The organism is Pseudomonas sp. 21615526, from assembly GCF_013386245.1.
Classification (GTDB): domain Bacteria; phylum Pseudomonadota; class Gammaproteobacteria; order Pseudomonadales; family Pseudomonadaceae; genus Aquipseudomonas.
The window spans coordinates 1-20,544 of sequence record NZ_JACAOM010000041.1; the positions used below are offsets into that span (position 1 = coordinate 1).

Genomic DNA, 20,544 nt, shown 5'->3' on the forward strand with positions numbered 1-20,544 from the left:
TGCCGGTGGGGCGCGTGGGGCAGGCCGAAGAAGTGGCTGCCGGGTATGTGTTGGCGATGGAGAACGGGTTTATCACCGGTAGCGTGATTGATGTCGACGGCGGCGGATTACTCTAAAGGCAGCTGAATAAAAAAGGTCCCGCTTTCAGGCGGGACCTGCATTATCAGTAATAGGGCCGTGCTTAATAACGTGGCACCGGAACCGGTTGTGGCGGGTAGTAATAGCCTGGAGGTGGCGCCTGGTAATAGACCGGTGGCGGCTGTTGGATGTACACCGGCTGCGGTTGCACGTAAACCGGTTGCTGCTGCACATAGACCGGAGGCTGGGAGTTGGCGACCACCGAACCCACTACGAGACCGCCGACAACCGCACCCAGCAAAGCCGGGCCACCCCAGCCCCAACCACCGCCATGCCCGTACCCATAACCGTGACCCCAGCCATAGCCATATCCTCCACGGGCTTCTGCTTGCCCTGCGATGGCGAGGGTGGCAATGAGCAACATGGCTACTTTCATTTTTGAGAGTCGACTGATCATGATAAGTCCTCTACGTATGCACCGAACCGGTCTTGATAATATCCCCGGGCATAGGCTTCAGACAGCGGTTTCGGACGGGATGATGGGGTACGAAAGTAAAGGCTGGGTAAAGGTTGTAGCCTATTTGTTACGTGGAGTGGGCGTAGAGGTTAATAGGGCTTTTGGGCGGTTGTTTGCCTATAAAAACTCGCTTTTATATGAGCGAAAAGATGACCGGCGCCGCCCTTGATATCACGGCACCGGTCAGCGCTGATTCAAGCCTTGAGTGTGCGCGTCATGCGCAACGCCAACACACTGCCCGCGACGATCACCGCCGCCAGCAGGTACAGCGCCAGGTCCGTAGACCCGGTTGCATCTTTCACAAACCCGACGATATACGGGCTGAGGAACCCCGCCATCTGGCCCATGGAGTTGATCAACGCCAGACCACCCGCTGCCGCACCTGCGCTGAGCATCGCGGTTGGCACCGGCCAGAACATCGGCAGGCCGGTGAGGGCACCCATGGTGGCGATGGTCAGGCCGAGGATCGCAATGGCCGGCGTGGTTGCAAAGTTCACCGCAATCACCAGCCCGATCGCGCCCATCAGCATCGGCACCACCAGGTGCCAGCGACGCTCCTTGCGCAAGTCGGCAGAGCGGCCCACCAGCAGCATGAACACCGCCGCCAGCAGGTACGGGATCGCACTCAACCAGCCAATCACCAGGTTATCGCTGAAGCCCATGTTCTTGATGATCGATGGCAGCCAGAAGTTGATGGCGTACACACCGCTCTGGATGCAGAAGTAGATCAGGCCGAACGCCCAGATCGCCGGGTTCTTGAACACTTCCAGCAGCGAGTCGCTGGTGGTCTTCGGCTTGTTGGCCAGGTCGGTCGCCTGGTCGGCTTCCAGCACCGCGCGCTCATGGGGCGTGAGCCACTTGGCGTTGGCAAAGCTGTCGCTGAGCAGGAAGTAGGCGAGGGCGCCGAGGATCACCGTCGGCACGCCTTGCAGCAGGAACATCCACTGCCAGCCCGCAAGCCCGCCCTGGCCGGCGGCGAAGTGGTTGAGGATCCAGCCGGAGAACGGGCTGCCGAGCAGGCCGGATACCGGAATCGCCGACATGAACAGCGCCATGATCCGCCCACGGCGGAAGGTCGGGAACCACTGCGAGAGGTACAGCACCACGCCCGGGAAGAACCCGGCTTCAGCGGCGCCGGTCAGCAGGCGCAAGCCGTAGAAGTGCGTCGGTGTGGTAACGAACAACAGGCAGGTGGACAGGGCGCCCCAGACGATCATCATCAGCGCAATCCAGCGCCGTGGACCGAATTTGGTCAACGCCAGGTTGCTCGGCACGCCGCACAGCACGTAGCCGATAAAGAAGATCCCGGCACCGAGGCCGTACACGGTCTCGCTGAATTTCAGGTCGTCGAGCATCTGCAACTTGGCAAAGCCGACGTTGACGCGGTCGAGGTAGTTGAACAGGTAGCAGATGAAAATGAAGGGGATCAGGCGCAGGGTGATGCGCTTGTATACGGCGTTTTTATCGTCATCGGTGGCCTGGGTAACAGCGGCGCTCTGTGACATGGCAGTCTCTCTTTATTATGATTTTTCGCGATGCGAGGGTAACGTTGATCGCCCAACGAGTCTCGGCCACCTCAAGGGGTGCTGTCTTTGTGCTCGCGCACAGTGAAGCATGGTTTGCGCTGTGCCTATGAACAACCGGTTTTTTTCAGGAATTTAGCCCCATGTTCGAGTTGGATCATGACCTGGCGCAGGATATCGTCAATCGCACCATGGCGATCCTGCCTTATAACGTCAACGTCATGGACAGCCAGGGCCTGATACTGGGCAGCGGCGAACCCGAGCGGATCAACACCCGCCACGAAGGCGCGCAGTTGGTGCTGGCCAACGGGCGGGTGGTGGAAATCGACGGCCAGACCGCCAAGCACCTCAAGGGCGTGCAACCCGGGATCAACCTGCCGCTGCTGCACGACCAGCGCCTGATCGGTGTGCTGGGCATTACCGGTGAGCCGGAATTGCTGCGCACCTATGCCGAACTGGTGCGCATGACCGCCGAAATGCTGGTCAGCCAGCGTCACCAGCAAGCCGAGCAGCAATGGCGGCGCCAGCGCTGCGATGATCTGCTGGCACTGCTGCTGGCCGAGACCGGCGATTCGCCGCGCCTGGTGGATGAAGCCCAGCAACTGGGCCTCAAGCCGCAGCTGGCGCGCACGCCGTACCTGTTCGAGCTGGGCAGCGGCCAGTCGGCCGAGGCCTTGAGCGCCTGGCTGACCTCGCGCTACCCCGAAAGCTGGTGCGTCAGCTCCGCGCAGTTTTCCCTGCTGTGGTGCCGGCCGGCGTCGGTGCAAGTCGATAACCCGCGCCTGCTGGAAAAGCTCGACGGCCTGGGCTGGAACATCCTGCGGGTCGCCGTCGGCGGGCAAGCGGACGGGCTGGCCGGCCTGCGCCGTTGTTACCGGCGGGTCGGCGACCTGCTCGCCTATGGCCGTGATGTGCTGCCCGAATCGCGGTTGCTGACCCTCAATCGCTACCGCCTGCCGGTCATGCTCTGGCGCCACCGCAACGACGACGCCCTCGACGAACTGCTCAACCCGCTGCGCAAGGTACTGGCCAAGGACAGCAACGGCCAGTTGCTGGCGACCCTGCGCAGCTGGTGCGACCACGACGGCCAAAGCCAGGCCTGCGCCGATGCCCTGGGGATCCACCGCAACAGCCTGCGCTACCGCATGGAACGCATCGCCGAGCTGAGCGGCGTCGACCCGCTGACCCTCGACGGCATGCTCGCGTTGTACCTCGGCGTGCAGCTATTGCCGCAAGCCTTGTCCAAATGAACAACAAACCCCAGCCACTCTTGTGCAATGGACCGGCGTTATTGCCGGTGCCAACTGGCAGCATGGGCGTTATAAAAACCGGAGAAAGCCCATGAAAATCATCATCGCCCCCGACTCGTTCAAGGACAGCCTGAGTGCTGAAGGCGTGGCGAATGCCATTGCCGAGGGGTTGGCCAGCGTGTGGCCCGACGCCGAGCTGATCAAGTGCCCAATGGCGGACGGTGGTGAGGGCACGGTGGAATCGGTACTCGCCGCCTGCCAGGGCGAGCTGCGCACCAGCCGTGTGCAAGGGCCATTGGGCGGCAGTGTCGACGCGCATTGGGGCTGGTTGGCCGAGAGCCACACCGCAATCATCGAAATGGCCGAAGCCAGCGGCCTGCAACTCGTGCCACCGGGTCAGCGAAATGCGTGTTCCAGCAGCACCTTCGGCACTGGCGAACTGATCCGCGCCGCCCTGGATGCCGGCGCCCAGCGCATCATCCTGGCCATTGGCGGCAGCGCCACCAACGACGGCGGCGCCGGGGCGATGCTAGCCCTGGGTGTGCAGTTGTTTGATGCCGAGGGAGCAGCGCTGCCCCTTGGCGGCCTGGCGCTGGGCAAGCTGTCGCGCATCAGCCTTGAACAACTGGATCCCCGCCTGAACGAAGTGCGCTTCGAAATCGCCGCCGACGTGAACAACCCTCTATGCGGTCCTCACGGGGCCTCGGCGATTTTCGGCCCGCAAAAGGGCGCCAATCCCCAGCAAGTCGAACAACTGGATGCGGCCCTCGGCCATTTCGCCGATCACTGCGCCAAGGTATTGCCCAAGGATGTACGTGACGAACCCGGCAGCGGCGCCGCCGGTGGCTTGGGTTTCGCCGCCAAGGCGTTCCTTGGCGCGCAGTTTCGCGCGGGTGTTGAAGTGGTCGCAGAGCTTGTTGGGCTTGAGCAAGCCGTGCGTGGCGCCGACCTGGTGATCACCGGCGAAGGCAGGTTCGACGCCCAGACCCTGCGCGGCAAGACCCCGTTTGGCGTGGCGCGAATCGCCAGGGAGCACAACGTGCCGGTGATCGTGATCGCCGGCACATTGGGGGATGGCTACGAGCAAATGTACGCCCACGGCGTGGATGCCGCGTTCGCCTTGCCGTCCGGCCCGACTACCCTGGAACAGGCCTGCAGCGAGGCACCGCGCCTGTTGCGCGAGCGCGCCTCGGACATTGCCCGGGTTTGGCGTGTGGCCGCCCTGGCGGTCTAAGCCTCAAAGCCCTGCGCCAGTCGGTCGATCCACTGGCGCTGAAACCCCAGCAGTACGTCCTTGGGCTGCTGCAACTGGACAAACTCCAGCATCGGGTCTTCCACCGCCGTGCGCACGCCGGCCAACTCCTCCAGCGCCGCCAGCCCGCAAAACGGCACATAGGCTTCGCTGTAACCACCTTCATGCACCAGCACCAGGCGCCCTTGGCACAGGCGCTCGGCGGCTTGGCGTACTGTGTGGGTCATCAGGCGGAACGACTCGCTGTGCAGCAGCATGCGCGCCAGCGGGTCCACGGCGTTGGCGTCATAGCCGCAGGCGACGATGATCAGTTCCGGCTCGAAGCGCTCCAGGGCCGGTACCACGATGCGCTCCATCGCGTGCAGATAGGCTTCGTGGCCGCTGCCTGGCGGCAACGGGATATTGATATTGGCGCCCAGGCCGGCGCCACGGCCACGGTCCTGTTCACCGCTGTAGCCCGGCGGATAGCAACCGTCCTGGTGCAGGGAGATCGTCAATACATCGCCACGTGTTTCGAAGATGGACTGGGTGCCGTTGCCATGGTGCACGTCCCAGTCGATCACGGCGACCTTGCCCAGCCCGCGGCGCGCCTTGGCGGCCTCGATGGCGATGGCGATATTAGCCAGGAAGCAAAAGCCCATGGCGCCGTCCGCCAGGCAGTGATGCCCCGGCGGCCGCGACAGTGAGTAGGCATTCTCGACCTGCCCGCTCAGCACTGCGTCCACTGCAGCGATGGCCAGCCCGGCGGAGAGTCGGGCGATCTCGTAACTGCCCGGACCGATCGGTGCCTGTGGGCCCAGTTCGCCACCGCCGGCATCGCTCAGGGCCTTGAAGCGTTGCAGGTAGTCGGCACCGTGTACCCGTCGCAAGTCCTCGTCAGTGGCCGGAACTGCGCTGTGCTGTTGCAGGTGACGGCTCAGCCCGGATACGTCCAGCAGGCTTTTCAAGCGCCGCTTGGTCTCCGGCGACTCGGCATGCCCGCTGCCGGCAGGCGGCTGCACCCAACCGCCCACCGGCAAGGTCAGTGCGTGGGCGCCGGCGCTGTGCCAGAGGCTTAGTTCATCAAAGAAAAACGCGGTGGTTCGGTTCATCAGAGTCTCCAGTTCAGCGGGTTAAAACAGCGTCAGGCGTGGCGCGGCTGCCGAGCATCAGCGCCAGGGACAACAGGGTGACGGCGGCGCCGCCCACCAGCAGCGAGGCAAACCCGCCGCTGGCTTCGATGAGCCGCCCGGCAATGGCCGGCCCGATGGCCAGGCCCGCACCGATCACCAGGTTGGAGGTGTTCATCAGCTTGCCGCTGCGGTCGAGGTCGGCGAGGCAGGCGAGAATCAGCGGCAGGATGAAGGTCCAGGTGAATTTGAACAGCAGCGCTGCCAGGGCAAAGCGCAGCAGTGTTGGCGTACCGCTCAGCAACAGCACCGCACCGGCCATCAGGGCGTAGCCCACCAGCAACAGCAGCAGGCGTGGCAGGCGCGTACCGATCAGCGAGGCACAGCCGGCGCCGACGATGCCCATCACGGTGGCCAGGGCCAGCACTTCACCGCTGTGTTGCGCGGAGATTGCGGCGCCACTGCTGATGGCGCCGATAAAGGTCCAGACACCGCCGAGGCTGACGTAGAAGGCCAGGATCCCGGCGATGCCCAGCGCAGCCTTCACCCGGGAGACAGGTATCGCCGCTGCATCGGTTTGCTCGCGCGGCGGGCTGCCGGACGGGAAACACCGGGCGAGTGGCAACAGCAGCGTCATCAGTCCCGCAAGAATCAGGTAGCAGGCGCCGAGGCCATAGCGCGCAAACAGTCCGGGCAGCACGCCAAGGCCGACCGCTCCGACCACCAGTTGCCCCATCACCCACAAGCCGTAGACCCGGCTTGGATTGGCAGTGGCAGCCGCGCTGGCCAGGCAGATGATCATCAACGAACCGCCCGCCAAGGCACTCATAAAACGCAAGGCAAGCAAGGTGGCGTAGGTGTCGGCGAGCATCGACAACAGGTTGGCGGCAATGAATGCCACGGCGGCGACCAGGGCTGCCAGGCGCCAGTCCACCCGTTTCAGCCACCAGAAGGCGGGCAGGGTGGCCAGGCTCATCGCCCCCAGCTCGGTGGAGAACAGGTCGCCGATGTGGGACGGGCTCAACTGCCATTGGCTGGCCAGTTGCGCGGCCACCGCCGGTGCGGTCATCAGGATGGTCGGGGTGATGGCGGCGAACAGAATGATCGCCGCCAGCAACGGCCATGACCGTGCTGAAAGGCCGGCGGTTGCAGCGTGGGTCTGAGTGTTCATGGGCAAGCTCCGGGAAAGTGATTCAGAACACATGGACCAGCCGCAACAGGGCGTCGGTGCCTGCGTAGCCGTTGGATGCCGCGACGTTTTGCGAAAGGCTGAACATCACTTGGTTCTGCCGGTCGAGCCAATGCCCTACCTCGAAACCCACCTGGGTGTAGCGCTTGTGGGTGTCGTCGATGCGCTGGTCGTTGATGCGCAGCTCGCCGCCATCGGCGTGGATCAAACGCAGGGCGCCGTAGGTGGCCGGGCTGAAGTCGTAGGAGGCGAAGGCTTGCAGGCGGTACAGCGGGTCTTGCTTGAGGTCGCTGCCGAAATAGTCGTCATTGGTGCCGTACAACTGGGCTTCGAGGTTGGCTTCCAGCACCCATTTCTCGCCAATGCCCTGGGTGTAGTTGTAAACGAAGGTCGCGCCCCAGCGATTGGCCCCGGGGGACACGTCGGGGTTTTTACTGTGGTACTCGCCCACCGGCACGGTGATCAGGCTCAACAGCCCGCTGTAGGTGCGTGAGGCCGGGTCGTTGATGAAAAACAGCGTGCCGCCCACCTGCGGGTCACCAAAGCCGCTCTCGCCGGTGTGCTGGCTGGCGCCGGGCAAGCGCGCATTGATGTCGGCGAAGGGCAGGATAAATTGCGGGGTGCACAGCGTGCCGCAGACGTCAGTGAAAAACACCTGGCGGTACGCCACGGCGTTGACCTTCAAGTCGGCCTTGCCGTTGGTGTCGGCCGGGCCGTGGAAATCATCGTAGCGCGTCGCCGGCAAGTACAGCACGCCGAGGCTGGTACCGGACGGCGCGCCGAAAAAGTCCCGGGCGTTGAGGTCGGCGGCCTGGCTGTCGAGGCTCAGTAGGGTGCCGCCCAGCAGCATGGCCAGGTGACGCAAGGTGGAGTGATTCATCGCAAGGCATCTCTTATGGAATGTGATGGATGGCAGCGGAAAATGGGCAAAGGGCGCCCGAGGCCGTCAAAACGACAGCGCAAAAAAGCAACGAATTAAGGGGTGAGGTCAGTCGGGCGGGGCGTGCAGCAAGTGCGCGATGCGCGCCTTGTCCTTGACCCCGAGCTTGCTGTAGATGGCGCGGATGTGATGGCGCACGGTGTTCGGCGACAAGCCCAGGTCGCGGGCGACTTCCTTGTAGGTCTTGCCTTCGCCAAAGCCCTGGGCCACGTCGTTCTCTCTGGGACTGAGCTGGGGCAGGGCGCGGTTGAGGCGCGCGGCCAACAGAAACTGATCGCCCACGGCCGAGGCTTCGATATGGATGTGCTTGCCCTCATGCCCGCGCTGATTCAACGGCACCGGCAGGGCGGGGCCGCTCCATTGCGGCCACTCACTGAGCAGCAGGTCGACAAACCCGCGTTCGGCACACTGCAACACCCCGCGCTGGTCGCAGACCGCCAGGGCCAGGTTGCGCGGGCTGGTAAGGGTTTCGCGCATGGCCACCAGGGTGCGGATCTGGTTCGCCGAGACGGCCGCCACCAGGTGCAGCATCAGGTTGTTCAGCAGTTGGCAGTCGTCCTGGTTGAACCGTGGCGCTCCCGGTTTGCGGTACAGGCTCAAGTGGTCACTGAGGCGGGTTTGCGGGTCGACGTGGATCACACACAACAACTCGCCAATGTCATGGCGCTGACCCAACCAATTCTGGCCCGGGCCGTTGGCGGGGTCGAGCATGTCGACAATCACTGCCTGGCCGGGTGCTTCGTGCACCAGCCCGACCGTCACGTCCACATGGCGGATCGACTGCCAGTCGGCCAAGTACGTGTCTGGCAGGTGATGCAGGTAGCTGCTGTGTTCTTCCGGCAGGCCATTGATGATCGCGGCACGCCCCCACCATGCGCTGTCGAAGGGCAGCAGTTGACTGATGCGCGACAGGGCATGGCCATGAAACTGTTCGATGTCCTGATGCTGGGCCAGGCGTTGCAGGTCAAGCGTCAGGGTGCTGAAAGCCTGTAACAGGCCGGGGGGATCAAGACGGCTCATGGGCGTTCCTCTGTGGGACTTTTTTATTGTTCTAGTCACAGGGTTTAAAGGCCGAAACGGGGCAGGGCCTGGGTGAAGTATCGGCGCTGCGGGGGCTGATCGCTATCCTACAGATGCATGATGTGCGGCAGGATTTGTACTCGCCAAAAAACCGCTGTGCCGCCTACACTGGTCGGCCACGTGTTTTTCAAAGGACGAAACACCATGCACACACCTGAACCCAAAATCGTGATCACGCGCTTCACCGAGGCCCACCTTGAAGGCGTCGCTGCGCTCTACAACGACCCGGCTGTCTGCCGTCAGGTGCTGCAAATGCCTTTCCAGTCGGTTGAAGCCTGGCGCGCACGCCTGGCACCCGGGGATGAACGGCGGCTACAACTGGTGGCCGTGCATGCGGGTGAGGTGATCGGCAACCTGGGGCTTGAGCAATATTCCCGTGTGCGCCGCAGCCACGTCGGTTCATTCGGCATGGGCGTCGCCACCGCCTGGCAGGGCAAGGGCGTGGGCTCCCGGCTGCTGGGCGCGGCGCTGGAGGTGGCGGATAACTGGATGAACCTGCACCGGGTGGAACTCACGGTGTACGCCGACAACGAAGCCGCCCACCGCCTGTACCACAAGTTCGGCTTCGAGACCGAAGGCCTGCTGCGCGACTACGCCGTGCGTGACGGCGCATTCGTCGACACGCTGACCATGGCGCGCATCCGCAAGCCGGCCTAGTCGTCCTGCAACGCAAACGCCACCGCAGCCTGCGCATGCAGCTCGGTGGTGTCCAGCAAGGGCAGGTTGCTGTGCTGCGGCTTGATCAACAGGCTGATTTCCGTACAGCCGAGGATGATGGCCTGGGCGCCACGGGCGGCCAAAGACTCGATCACCCGCTGGTACACCTCGCGCGATGCGTCGCTGATCACCCCGACGCACAACTCTTCGTAAATGATCCGGTGCACGGCCTGGCGCTCTTCAGCGTCCGGCACCAGCACGGCCAGCCCCTGTGCCGCCAGGCGTGACTTGAGAAACTCCTGCTCCATGGTAAACGCGGTACCCAGCAGGCCAACGCTCAGGGTGCCAGCTTCCACGGCCGCCGCGCCGGCAGCGTCTGCAATATGCAGAAACGGTATCGACACCGCCGCTTCAATCCGCGGCGCTACCAGGTGCATGGTGTTGGTACACAGCACGATGCACTCGGCGCCCCCGGCTTGCAGGCGGCGGGCGGCGTCTTCGAGGATCAGCGCCGCATCGTCCCAGCGCCCGGCGTGCTGGGCCTGCTCCACCGGGCCGAAGTCGACGCTGTACATCAACAGTTGTGCCGAGCGCAGCGGCCCGAGCTGGTCGCGCACGTTCTGGTTGATGATGCGGTAATACTCGGCGCTGGACTCCCAGCTCATGCCGCCGATAAGGCCGATGGTGCGCATGCGATGCTCCTGAATTGGACGGGCGAGGGCACCACATTACCCGCGCGCTGCGCTTTAGTCATACGCCGGTGTGCGGCATCTGCCATGATCAAGGCTCGCAACATGGGTCACCCAAGGAACACGGCAATGGACGATGTACAACAACTGGGCGAGATGCTGCGTCATTACGCCGACAGCGAAGCCCACAAGAAACAGCAGTTCGAAGTGCAGTCGGCCCATTGGGCGCAGAAGATCGGCGAGTTGTTCGGCCAGATCGAGCAGTGGCTTGCGCCTGTGAAGACGGTCGGTTTGCTGGAAGTGCAGCGCGAGGCGTACGTGGCTTCCGGCCCCAGCGTGCCGGTGGAGACCTCCACCTTCAAGACCGAGAAACTGACCATCCATATCGCCGGCAAACCGGTGGAGTTCGTGCCGGATGTGATGGGCGCCGGCGGTTTGATTTCGCTGTCGGTGATGGGCTTGACCGCCGCCCGCTACGGCAGCATTTCCCTGGTATTGCTGCCGGGGAAAAACGACTGGCTGTGGAAGAAAACCAACGGTTTGAAAGACCCGGATACGTTCGGCTTCGATGCCAACTTCCTGGCGTTGCAGTTGCAGAGCCTGATTCCCCGCGAACGCGGCTAGTCGCTCAATGTGGTGCTTGTGTGGGAGCAGGCTTGCTCGCGAAAGCGGTGTGTCAGTCGCTGTATATGTTGACTGAATCACCGCATTCGCGAGCAAGCCCGCTCCCACAATTAGATCTCTATATTGCCCCAGTCCTGCTTTGTTTCCTCAGGCGCCACCGCGTTGACCCGCTTGCCCGTGGCCAGCTCCACCCGCCGTGCCACCTCCGGGTCATCGGCGAACGGCATCAGGCTGGCCTCATCCAGGCTCTCCTTCGACTGGCCCCGCAGGCAATACTCAACCGCGCCATACAGACTGATCACCGCCGCCAGGTTCAGCGCTATCTCCCACATCAGGCGATCTGCGCGTCACGCTGCGCCACCTTCAAATCCGCCACTCGCACCGTGCGCCAGGTGTTGTACGCCATCAGCAACATGCCGCTGAGGAAGAACACCCCGCCGACGAATCGCACCACAAATCCCGGATGGCTGGCCTGTAACGCTTCCACAAACGAGTAGGTGAGGGTGCCGTCATCGTTCACCGCCCGCCACATCAGGCCCTGGGTGATGCCGTTGACCCACATCGACGCGATGTACAGCACCGTGCCAATGGTCGCCAGCCAGAAGTGCATATTGATCAGCCCCACACTGTGCATCTGCGCGCGCCCGAAGATTTTCGGGATCATGTGGTACAGCGAGCCAAACGTGATCATCGCCACCCAGCCCAGGGCGCCGGCGTGGACGTGGCCGATGGTCCAGTCGGTGTAATGGGAGAGGGCGTTGACGGTCTTGATCGCCATCATCGGCCCTTCAAAGGTCGACATCCCGTAGAACGCCAGCGACAGCACCAGGAAGCGCAGGATCGGGTCGGTGCGCAATTTATGCCAGGCCCCGGAAAGCGTCATCATGCCGTTGATCATCCCGCCCCAGCTCGGCGCCAGCAGGATCAGCGACATCGCCATCCCCAGCGACTGCGCCCAGTCCGGCAGCGCGGTGTAGTGCAGGTGGTGCGGACCGGCCCAGATGTACAGGGTGATCAGCGCCCAGAAGTGCACGATGGACAGGCGATAGGAATACACCGGCCGCCCGACCTGCTTCGGCACGAAGTAGTACATCATCCCCAGGAAACCGGTGGTCAGGAAGAACCCCACGGCGTTGTGCCCGTACCACCACTGCACCATCGCGTCGGTGGCCCCGGAATACACCGGGTAGGACTTGAACCAGTCCACCGGGATCGACAGGTGATTGACCACGTGCAGCATGGCGATCACCACGATGAACGCACCGAAGAACCAGTTGCCGACGTAGATGTGCCGGGTCTTGCGCTGCACCACAGTGGTGAAAAACACGATCGCATAGGCCACCCACACCACGGTCATCCACACCGCGCCGCTGAACTCGATCTCGGCGTATTCCTTGGTGGTGGTGTAACCCAGTGGCAGGCTGACCAGCATGATCACGATCACCGACTGCCAGCCCCAAAAGGTAAAGGCAGCGAGCTTGTCCGAGTACAGCCGTACCTGGCAGGTGCGCTGTACTGCGTAGTAGCTGGCGGCGAATTGCGCGCTGCCGGCAAAGCCGAAAATCACCAGGCTGGTGTGCAGCGGGCGCAGGCGGCCGAAGGTGGTCCACGGCAGGTCGAGGTTCATCTCGGGCCACACCAGTTGCGAGGCGATCCACACGCCCATGGCCATGCCGACCACGCCCCAGACGATGGTTGCAATGACGAATTGACGCACGACCTTGTAGTTGTAGGCCTGTGCGGTTGATGGTGGTTGCATGCTTAGTCCTCCCACGGTTCCAAGTGGGCGGCACTGTAGGAAGTATGGGTAGAACAATACAGACTCAGACCCGGGTCATTAATACGGATCAGCCACTAACCTGCATTTTTCGCACGTTACCCCCGTCAATAAATCGTTTGTCCAACCCCCGCCCAATGACAAAACTGCAAGTCACTCGCAAAACAACAACGATTGGGCAAAAAACCATATGCAAATCGAGCGCAACTTTTACAACGGCCACTTCGCCGAACCTGCCAGCACCGCCCAAATCGCGGTCTACAACCCCGCGACCGAGGCCCAGGTAGGCCGGGTGTCCGCCGCCACCCCTGATGAAGCCATTGCGGCCGTCGATGCCGCCGCCAGCGCACAGAAAACCTGGGGCAAGCTCACCAGCATCCAGCGCGCCGAACACCTGCGGGCTTTCGCCGCCGCCCTCGAAACCTGCGCTGAAAGCATAGGCCGGGCGCTGGCCAGCGAATCCGGCAAAAGCCTCGACGACGCCAGCAACGAAGCGCGCTACGCCGCCCAGATCACCCGCTACCACGCCGAATGGGCACGCCGCATCGAAGGCGAAATCATCCCCAGCGACACCCCGGACGAAAACCTGTTCCTGCAACGCGAGCCGATTGGCGTCGTGGCTTGCCTAATTCCGTTCAACTACCCGGTCTATACCCTGCTGCGCAAAATCGCCCCGGCGCTGATTGCCGGCAACACCGTGGTGGTGCGCCCGAGCAACAACACGCCGTTGTCCGCCTTTGAAATCGCCCGTGCCGTCGAGCAGTCGGGCATGCCGGCCGGCGTGATCAACATCCTGACCATGGACCACGCCACCGCCGCCGCCCTGTGCACCCACAAGGCCGTGGGCCTGATCACCCTGACCGGCAGCGTCAACGCCGGGCGCATCGTGCTCGACTACTGCAAGGCCAACATCGCCAAGCCGTCCCTGGAGCTGGGCGGCAAGACCCCGGCGATCATCGAGGCCGACGCCGACCTGGAAAAAGCCGCCAGCGACATCATCGCTTCCAAGACCACCCACTGCGGCCAACTGTGCACGGCCGTCGAGCGGGTGTATGTGCAGGAAAGCGTCTATGACCGATTCCTGGCCCTGCTCAAGGCCAAGATCGGCGCCGTCAAATTCGGTGACCGTGCCACGGATGCGGGCCTGATGGGCCCACTGGTCAACGCCAGCTCCCGGCAGAATATTCACGCCATGGTCGAGCGCGCCATCGCCGACGGTGCTGTACTGGAAACAGGCGGCGTACTCCCCGACGGTCCGGGCCATTTCTACCCGCCGACGCTGCTCAGCGCCTGCCGCCAGGACATGGAAATCATCCAGGAAGAAATCTTCGGCCCGGTGCTGCCGGTGCTCAAGTACCGCGATATCGACGAAGCGCTGGCTATGGCCAACGATCACCAGTTCGGCCTGTCGTCGGTGCTCTATACCGAGAACTACCGCACGGCCATGAAAGTCGCCAACGCCATCGAGGCCGGCGAGTTGTACGTCAATCGCACCCCGGCCGACCCTTACCAGGGTTTCCACGCCGGCTGGAAACGCTCAGGGCTGGGCGGCGATGACGGCAAGCACGGGATGCTTGAATTCACCCAGACCCGTTTGGTGGTCATGAAGTACTGATTCACCGACCACCGGCTTCACCTCAATAAAAACAATTATCGGGGCACCTGCACAGTGGGTGCCCGAGGTCTACAAGATGTCCAAGCCTGCACCCGTTGCCCAGGGTTTCGATGCCGTGTCCGCGGCTAAAAGCGACAAAGCCAGTCGCTACTTCCAATTGATGTTGCTGGTATTGGCTGCCGGGGCGATCTACCCGATCCTCTACCTGCGCCAGGTCTACCAGACCACCATGCTCGAGGTGTTCCAGATCAACCACAGCCAGCTGGGTTATCTGTACTCGATGCTCGGTACGATCTTCCTGCTCAGCTACCTGCCGAGCGGCTGGTTGGCCGATCGCCTGCCGCCACGCTTCCTGATCTTCTTTTCGTTGGTGGCCACCGGGGCCCTGGGTATCTGGTACTCCACTGTGCCGTCGATGACCGGCCTGATGATCATCTTCGGCTGCTGGGGCCTGACCACCGGCCTGACCTTCTGGGCTTCGGTGCTCAAGCGGGTGAAGATGATCGCCCATCACAGTGAGCAGGGCCGTTTCTTCGGCATCCTCGACGGCGGCCGTGGCCTGGTGGAAGCCTTGCTGGCGACCGTGGCCCTGGGGCTGTTCGCCTACGCCACCGAGACCCGCAGCCAAACTGCGGCCGAAGGCTTCAAGCACGTGGTGTACCTGTATTCGTTCGTGTGTATCGCCATTGGTTGTGTGCTGGTGCTGCTCAAGGACCCCAAGTCCATGGCCGAAACTGCGGCGGTGGAGAAGGGCAAGTTCAACCTGATCGCCGACCTCACCACCCTGGTGAAAATCCCCGAGCTGTGGCTGGTGACCGCCATCGTGTTCTGCGGTTACCACATGTTCTGGGCCACCTACAGCTTCTCCGATTACCTGCAAGGCAGCGGCATGACCGCCGTGATGGCCGGCACCATCACCACCATCAAGTTGTGGATGCGACCCATCGGCGGGATCGGCGGCGGCTGGCTGGGGGACAAGTTTTCGAACATCTCGGTGCTGATCGTCGCGCTGATGCTGGTGACCCTGGCGATGGTCGGCCTGATCGTGTTCCCGGCCATTGGCAGCCTCGGCTTGCTGATCGGCACGGTGATCTTTATCGGCCTGATGACCTACGCGATTCGCGGCCTGTACTGGGCGATCCTCGACAGCTGCGACATCCCGCTGCGCATCACCGGCCTGGCCATCGGCATCGTCTCGGTGGTGGGTTACCTGCCGGACACCTTTATCCCGCTGATCAATGGCTACCTCACCGACACATACCCGGGGCGGGTCGGCTACAACCTGTACTTCGGCTACATCGCCTTCATCGGCGTGCTCGGGACCCTCGCGGCCCTGACCTTGCGCGCCCGGATCAATCGTAAAAAATTCAACCAGACAGGTGCCTGAGATGAAAATCGTCGCCCTTGAAACCCATATTGTCGCCGTACCGCCGCCGCACATCGGCGGCATGTATTGGCTGTTCGTCAAACTGAAAACCGACTGCGGCATCGAAGGCGTGGGCGAGATCTACGCCGCCACCTTCGGCCCCAAGGCCATGCTGCCGATCATCGAGGACGTGTTCGAGCGCTACCTGCTCAACCACGACCCGCACCACATCGAGCGCTTCTTCCGCCAGGCGTACTCCAGCGGCTTCACCCAGCGCCCCGACCTGACCATGATGGGCGTGGTCAGCGGCCTGGAAATGGCCTGCTGGGACATCATCGGCAAGGCCGCCAACAAGCCGGTCTATGAGTTGCTGGGGGGCAAGGTCAACGAGCGCCTGCGTTCCTACACCTACCTGTACCCGGTCAACAGCAAGGGCGAGTACGACTATGACGACCCGGACCTGGCCGCCGAATGCGCGATCGAGAACATGAACAAGGGCTTCACCGCCGTGAAGTTCGACCCGGCAGGCCCGTACACCGCGTACTCCGGCCACCAGATCTCCCTGGAAGTGCTGGAACGCTGCGAAACCTTCTGCCGCAAGATTCGCGAGGCGGTGGGCGACAAGTGCGACCTGCTGTTCGGCACCCACGGGCAGATGGTGCCGTCGTCGGCGATTCGCCTGGCCAAGCGCCTGGAGAAATACGACCCGCTGTGGTTCGAAGAACCGGTGCCACCAGGCCAGGAAGAGGCCATGGCCCAGGTCGCGGCGAAGACCAGCATTCCCATCGCCACCGGCGAGCGCCTGACCACCAAGTACGAGTTCTTCAAGCTCTTGCAGGCCGGTGGTGCATCGATCCTGCAAATGAACGTGGCCCGCTGCGGCGGCCTGCTGGAAGCCAAGAAAATCGCGAGCATGGCCGAGGCCTACTACGCGCAGATCGCCCCGCACCTGTACAACGGACCGATCGGCGCAGCGGCGAGTTTCCAGTTGGCCGCGTGCACGCCGAACTTCCTGATCCAGGAAAGCATCATGACCTGGGGCGGCTTCCATGCCGAAGTGCTGACCAAGCCGCTGCAATGGGAGGACGGCTACATCATCCCGTCCACCGAGCCGGGCCTTGGGGTGGAGCTGAACATGGACGTGGTGCGCAAGCACACGCCGTACACCGGCGAGCGGCTGCACCTGCAAATGGCGCCCACGCCTGCTGACGTGAAAGACACTTCGCCCGCCAAGGGCTAAAAAAAACGACTTATGCGGTAACCGTGAATGACATACGACTACATCATCGCCGGCGCCGGCGCCGCAGGTTGCGTCCTGGCCAACCGACTCTCCGCCTCGGGCGAGCATTCGGTATTGCTGCTGGAAGCCGGCGGCAAGGACAGCTCCTGGTGGTTCAAGATCCCGGTCGGTTTCGCCAAGATGTACTACAACCCGACCTTCAACTGGATGTACTACAGCCAGCCGCAAAAACAGCTGGCCGACCGTGCCATCTATGCCCCGCGGGGCAAGGTGCAGGGCGGTTCCGGCTCGATCAACGCCATGATCTACGTGCGCGGCCAGGCCCATGATTTCGATGACTGGGCGGCTAATGGCAACGACGGCTGGGGCTTCAAGGACGTGCTGCCGTACTTCCGCAAGCTGGAAAATCACCCCCTGGGCGACACCGAATACCACGGTAGCAGCGGCCCCATCAGCATCACCCCGATGAAGGGCCAGACTCACGCCATCTGCGATGTATTTCTCAAGGGCTGCGAGCAATTGGGCTATGGCCTGAGCGATGACTTCAACGGGCCGAACTTCGAAGGTGCGGGCCTCTACGACGTCAACACCCGCAACGGTGAGCGCTGCTCCAGCAGCTTTGCGCACCTGCACCCGGCGTTGGGTAGGCCGAACCTGACCGTGGAGTTGCATGCGCTGGTAGACCGCGTGCTGTTCGACGATCAGCAGCGCGCCACCGGCATCAGCGTGACCCAGCACGGCGTGGTTCGCACCTTTACCGCGCGCAAGGAGGTGATCCTGTGCGCCGGGGCGGTGGATACGCCGAAGATCCTGCAACTGTCGGGTGTGGCGGACAAGCAATTGCTCGCCGAACACAACATCCCGCTGGTCAAGGACCTGCCTGCAGTGGGGCAGAACCTGCAGGACCACCTCTGCGCCAGTTATTACTACAAGGCCAATATCCCGACCTTGAACGACCAGCTCAGCTCGCTGTTTGGCCAGGTCAAACTCGGCCTCAAATACCTGCTGACCCGCAAGGGCGCGCTGGCCATGAGCGTCAACCAGGCCGGCGGGTTCTTTCGCGGCAACGAAGGGCAGGCGCACCCCAATCTGCAGCTGTACTTCAACCCGCTGTCGTACCAGATCCCGAAAAACAACAAGGCCAGCCTCAAGCCCGAGCCGTATTCAGGCTTCCTGCTGTGCTTCAACCCGTGCCGGCCTACCAGCCGCGGGACGATCCGCATCGCCTCGAAAAACCCACGGGACGCGGCCTTGATCGACCCCAACTACCTGAGCACCCAAAAGGACATCGACGAGGTGATCCAGGGCAGCCGGCTGATGCGCAAGATCATGCAGGCGCCGGCGCTCAAGGGCGTGACGGTGGCCGAGGTATTGCCGGGGCCGGCGGTGCAAACCGATGAGCAGATGCTGCAGTACTTCCGCGAGAACAGCGGCTCGATCTATCACCTGTGTGGCTCTTGCGCCATGGGCTCGGACCCGCTGGTGTCGGTGGTGGACAAGCGCCTGAAGGTGCACGGGATGCAAGGGCTGCGGATTGTCGATGCGTCGATTTTCCCCAACGTGACCTCGGGCAATACCCATGCGGCGGTGTTGATGGTGGCGGAGAAGGGTGCGGATCTGGTCCTGCAGGATGCCTGAGTGCACCACCGATAAAATGTGGGAGCGGGCTTGCTCGCGAAGGCGGTGTGTCAGGCGCTGGATATGTCGACTGAACCACCGCCTTCGCGAGCAAGCCCGCTCCCACAGGGGGATTTAATTCGGTAGAGAGACCGTGTTCTGCCACTGGGCAACCGTTTCCGCACTGATGCTTACCCCACCACACACAATCACCACCACATCCTCAATCCCGGCAATCGCCCCATGCTTCAGATACGCCACGGCCAACGAAACCCCACATGCGGGTTCCACCAACTGGCGTAAATCATCGGCGTACCGCGCCACGCCCATCATCGCGTCGGCATCACTCAACACCACGCATTGATGGGCAAACCTGCCGATATGCTGCACCGGCCACGCCGCCACCTGGGTCGCGGCCAACGACTTGGCCACGGTATCGATCTTCGCCAGCCGCACGGGCTTTCCAGCCTCTACGGCAGCAGCAAACGAAGCCGCGCCCGCCGTTTCACACGCAATCACCTTGCAGCCGAACCGCCCATGACGCTCCAGGCCCGTCAGAACGCCCGCGAGCAGTCCACCGCCGCCCACCGAGGTCACGATGGCGCCCACCTGAGGGCAGTCCTCGAGAATCTCATCGATCATGCTGCTGTGGCCTTCCCACAACAGCGGGTGATCAAAGGCCGGCACATACAACGCGTCCGGCGCTTCGGCGAGTTGCAGGGCCAGTTCGTTGGATTGATCCCACAGATCACCGTGCACCACCACCTCGGCCCCAGCCTGGCGGATGCGCGCACGGGTGGCTTCGGGGGTGGTGGAGGGCACCACGATTCGCGCCTGCAACCCCAAGCTCCGCGCCGCAAAGGCCGTTGCCAACCCGGCATTACCGCCGGAGGGGCACACCACGGTGGTCTTGCCCTGGCTGGCCGCGTAGGCACACAACGTGGTCATCCCGCGCAACTTGAACGAGCCACAGGGTTGCAGGTTCTCGAGCTTCAGCCAGACCCGCCGGGTAGCGGTGGACAAGCCGGGGTGCAGGATCAACGGGGTGCGAATCGGCAGCATTGGTCATTTCCTGATCGGTCGAGTACCCATCATATATCAGGCCACGTGCTGTATCTGAGCTAGGCTGGTTGGGTTAAGTTGCTTGCGGTGTGTGATAGTGGCAAATGGCTTTGTCTTCGCTCGGTGATCGGTTACCTTATCGCCCCTGGATGGCTTCTATGGCCATTGCGCAATGCTCGACACAAGGATGGTCATGTAGCGGGAGTTTTTTCACGCCTCCCTTGTGTCGATCTCACCGACTGACACGAGTAGATCCATGTCCAATTGCCTGGTATCACTGTCCGAACAAGCCTTTTTTACGATTGCCACTTCTGCGCTGGAGGCTTACCGCGTTGATCACTCTGCCGATCTGGACGGTACCGGGATCAAGTTGGAGACCTTTGGTTATCTGTGGGGCCATCTCAGCTCAACCAGTATGAACGAGACCGTGTACCGTATCAGCCAGGCAAATGTATCGACTGCCGCTCACCGCACGGGGGATTCCGTTACTGCCCGCGACGATGCCTATACCTTGAAAAATACCTTCGTCGAATCATTCTTTCCGGAACTGCGTTTTCTCGGAGACTTTCACAGCCATCCTTACAGTCAGGAACGTGACGCCGTGCGCACTGAGCTGGACTTGGAGCGCAACGAGTTTTACCGGTTCTCAACTGCGGATATGCGTAACGCCAAAGCTCAACAGGATGCGTGCAAGGACTACCGCGTTGGCTTGGTAATTACTGTATTTGAGCGTGAGGAACAGGTCGCACGTTCCAACAAGTACCTTGATGATCAGAGTTGTATCCGTTTCCAATACGACAGCATGACAATCTGGATCAAGGCATACGTGTGGGCGGGTGATGATTACCGTAGAAAGGCCGACAAAATGGTGACGCTTATTTGTCCTCCTGCTGGTTTCAGTTTGCAAGTCTGAGACGGACGCTTTGTGCTTTAACGATTCACGCCCGTTCAGCCGTAAA

At 62.5% G+C, this 20,544-nt stretch carries 19 protein-coding genes and 1 pseudogene; 10 read left to right on the top strand and 10 right to left on the bottom strand.

Annotation, left to right across the window (positions count from 1 at the left end; translation table 11 throughout):
- Nucleotides 1-116 (top strand): annotated as a pseudogene (locus HX786_RS14020) (dehydrogenase); the annotation flags it as partial.
- A gap of 65 nt (nucleotides 117-181) precedes the next feature.
- Here HX786_RS14020 and HX786_RS14025 read toward each other — a convergent pair.
- Both HX786_RS14025 and HX786_RS14030 read right to left on the bottom strand, forming a co-directional pair.
- Complete coding sequence (locus tag HX786_RS14025) at nucleotides 182-535, bottom strand: hypothetical protein (RefSeq protein WP_023658819.1); 354 nt, start codon at nucleotides 533-535, stop codon at nucleotides 182-184.
- 254 nt (nucleotides 536-789) lie between these two features.
- Entirely contained in the window at nucleotides 790-2,100 is a 1,311-nt protein-coding gene (locus tag HX786_RS14030) for an MFS transporter (protein WP_003212559.1), read from the bottom strand.
- A gap of 161 nt (nucleotides 2,101-2,261) precedes the next feature.
- On the opposite strand from HX786_RS14030, the gene HX786_RS14035 reads away from it, so the two are divergent.
- On the top strand, nucleotides 2,262-3,368 hold the full coding sequence (locus HX786_RS14035; protein WP_178912233.1) for a sugar diacid recognition domain-containing protein: 1,107 nt from the start codon (nucleotides 2,262-2,264) through the stop codon (nucleotides 3,366-3,368).
- Between the two features lie 91 nt (nucleotides 3,369-3,459).
- Nucleotides 3,460-4,602, top strand: coding sequence for a glycerate kinase (locus HX786_RS14040; RefSeq protein ID WP_178912234.1), 1,143 nt, complete (start codon nucleotides 3,460-3,462; stop codon nucleotides 4,600-4,602).
- Here the strand turns inward: HX786_RS14040 and HX786_RS14045 are convergent.
- The 4 genes from HX786_RS14045 to HX786_RS14060 form a co-directional block, all read right to left on the bottom strand.
- Nucleotides 4,599-5,711, bottom strand: coding sequence for a class II histone deacetylase (locus tag HX786_RS14045; protein WP_178912235.1), 1,113 nt, complete (start codon nucleotides 5,709-5,711; stop codon nucleotides 4,599-4,601). The two genes, HX786_RS14040 and HX786_RS14045, sit on opposite strands and share 4 nt — an antisense overlap.
- A 13-nt stretch (nucleotides 5,712-5,724) precedes the next feature.
- Nucleotides 5,725-6,900, bottom strand: a complete 1,176-nt coding sequence (locus tag HX786_RS14050; RefSeq protein ID WP_178912236.1) for an MFS transporter — start codon at nucleotides 6,898-6,900, stop codon at nucleotides 5,725-5,727.
- 22 nt (nucleotides 6,901-6,922) lie between these two features.
- The gene (locus tag HX786_RS14055) at nucleotides 6,923-7,768 is read right to left on the bottom strand and encodes a transporter (protein WP_372846832.1); all 846 of its coding nucleotides are present in this window, start codon (nucleotides 7,766-7,768) and stop codon (nucleotides 6,923-6,925) included.
- A gap of 138 nt (nucleotides 7,769-7,906) precedes the next feature.
- Nucleotides 7,907-8,878, bottom strand: a complete 972-nt coding sequence (locus HX786_RS14060) for a helix-turn-helix transcriptional regulator (RefSeq protein ID WP_178912238.1) — start codon at nucleotides 8,876-8,878, stop codon at nucleotides 7,907-7,909.
- A 204-nt stretch (nucleotides 8,879-9,082) separates the two neighbouring features.
- Between HX786_RS14060 and HX786_RS14065 the strand changes: the two genes are divergently transcribed.
- Nucleotides 9,083-9,595: a GNAT family N-acetyltransferase gene (locus HX786_RS14065; protein ID WP_177039954.1), complete on the top strand. Its 513-nt coding sequence runs from the start codon at nucleotides 9,083-9,085 to the stop codon at nucleotides 9,593-9,595.
- On the opposite strand, the gene HX786_RS14070 is transcribed toward HX786_RS14065, so the two are convergent.
- Nucleotides 9,592-10,287 (bottom strand): aspartate/glutamate racemase family protein, encoded by a 696-nt coding sequence (locus HX786_RS14070; protein WP_178912239.1) that lies wholly within the window; start codon nucleotides 10,285-10,287, stop codon nucleotides 9,592-9,594. The two genes, HX786_RS14065 and HX786_RS14070, sit on opposite strands and share 4 nt — an antisense overlap.
- A gap of 126 nt (nucleotides 10,288-10,413) precedes the next feature.
- On the opposite strand from HX786_RS14070, the gene HX786_RS14075 reads away from it, so the two are divergent.
- Nucleotides 10,414-10,908, top strand: a complete 495-nt coding sequence (locus HX786_RS14075) for a hypothetical protein (protein WP_003212554.1) — start codon at nucleotides 10,414-10,416, stop codon at nucleotides 10,906-10,908.
- Between the two features lie 110 nt (nucleotides 10,909-11,018).
- Here HX786_RS14075 and HX786_RS14080 read toward each other — a convergent pair whose 3' ends face one another.
- Together HX786_RS14080 and ccoN are read right to left on the bottom strand one after the other, a co-directional pair.
- The gene (locus HX786_RS14080) at nucleotides 11,019-11,240 is read right to left on the bottom strand and encodes a cbb3-type cytochrome c oxidase subunit 3 (RefSeq protein ID WP_177020105.1); all 222 of its coding nucleotides are present in this window, start codon (nucleotides 11,238-11,240) and stop codon (nucleotides 11,019-11,021) included.
- Complete coding sequence (ccoN, locus tag HX786_RS14085; protein ID WP_178912240.1) at nucleotides 11,240-12,667, bottom strand: cytochrome-c oxidase, cbb3-type subunit I; 1,428 nt, start codon at nucleotides 12,665-12,667, stop codon at nucleotides 11,240-11,242. The genes HX786_RS14080 and ccoN overlap by 1 nt, the downstream gene beginning before the upstream one ends.
- Nucleotides 12,668-12,875: 208 nt before the next feature.
- Here ccoN and aldA point away from each other — a divergent pair, with 208 nt between their 5' ends.
- The 4 genes from aldA (at nucleotide 12,876) to HX786_RS14105 (ending at nucleotide 18,544) form a co-directional block, all read left to right on the top strand.
- Complete coding sequence (aldA, locus tag HX786_RS14090; RefSeq protein WP_177008514.1) at nucleotides 12,876-14,300, top strand: aldehyde dehydrogenase; 1,425 nt, start codon at nucleotides 12,876-12,878, stop codon at nucleotides 14,298-14,300.
- Nucleotides 14,301-14,376: 76 nt separating this feature from the next.
- The gene (locus HX786_RS14095) at nucleotides 14,377-15,687 is read left to right on the top strand and encodes a nitrate/nitrite transporter (protein WP_178912241.1); all 1,311 of its coding nucleotides are present in this window, start codon (nucleotides 14,377-14,379) and stop codon (nucleotides 15,685-15,687) included.
- A 1-nt stretch (nucleotide 15,688) separates the two neighbouring features.
- Nucleotides 15,689-16,906 carry a mandelate racemase/muconate lactonizing enzyme family protein gene (locus HX786_RS14100; protein WP_178912242.1) on the top strand — a complete coding sequence of 406 codons (1,218 nt, stop codon included), beginning with the start codon at nucleotides 15,689-15,691 and terminating at the stop codon, nucleotides 16,904-16,906.
- A 27-nt stretch (nucleotides 16,907-16,933) separates the two neighbouring features.
- Nucleotides 16,934-18,544, top strand: a complete 1,611-nt coding sequence (locus tag HX786_RS14105; protein ID WP_178912243.1) for a GMC family oxidoreductase — start codon at nucleotides 16,934-16,936, stop codon at nucleotides 18,542-18,544.
- A 114-nt stretch (nucleotides 18,545-18,658) separates the two neighbouring features.
- Here the strand turns inward: HX786_RS14105 and HX786_RS14110 are convergent, their stop codons facing one another.
- On the bottom strand, nucleotides 18,659-19,585 hold the full coding sequence (locus HX786_RS14110) for a pyridoxal-phosphate dependent enzyme (protein ID WP_178912244.1): 927 nt from the start codon (nucleotides 19,583-19,585) through the stop codon (nucleotides 18,659-18,661).
- 256 nt (nucleotides 19,586-19,841) lie between these two features.
- On the opposite strand from HX786_RS14110, the gene HX786_RS14115 reads away from it, so the two are divergent.
- Nucleotides 19,842-20,498 (top strand): hypothetical protein, encoded by a 657-nt coding sequence (locus HX786_RS14115; protein WP_177039958.1) that lies wholly within the window; start codon nucleotides 19,842-19,844, stop codon nucleotides 20,496-20,498.
- Nucleotides 20,499-20,544: the final 46 nt, after the last annotated feature.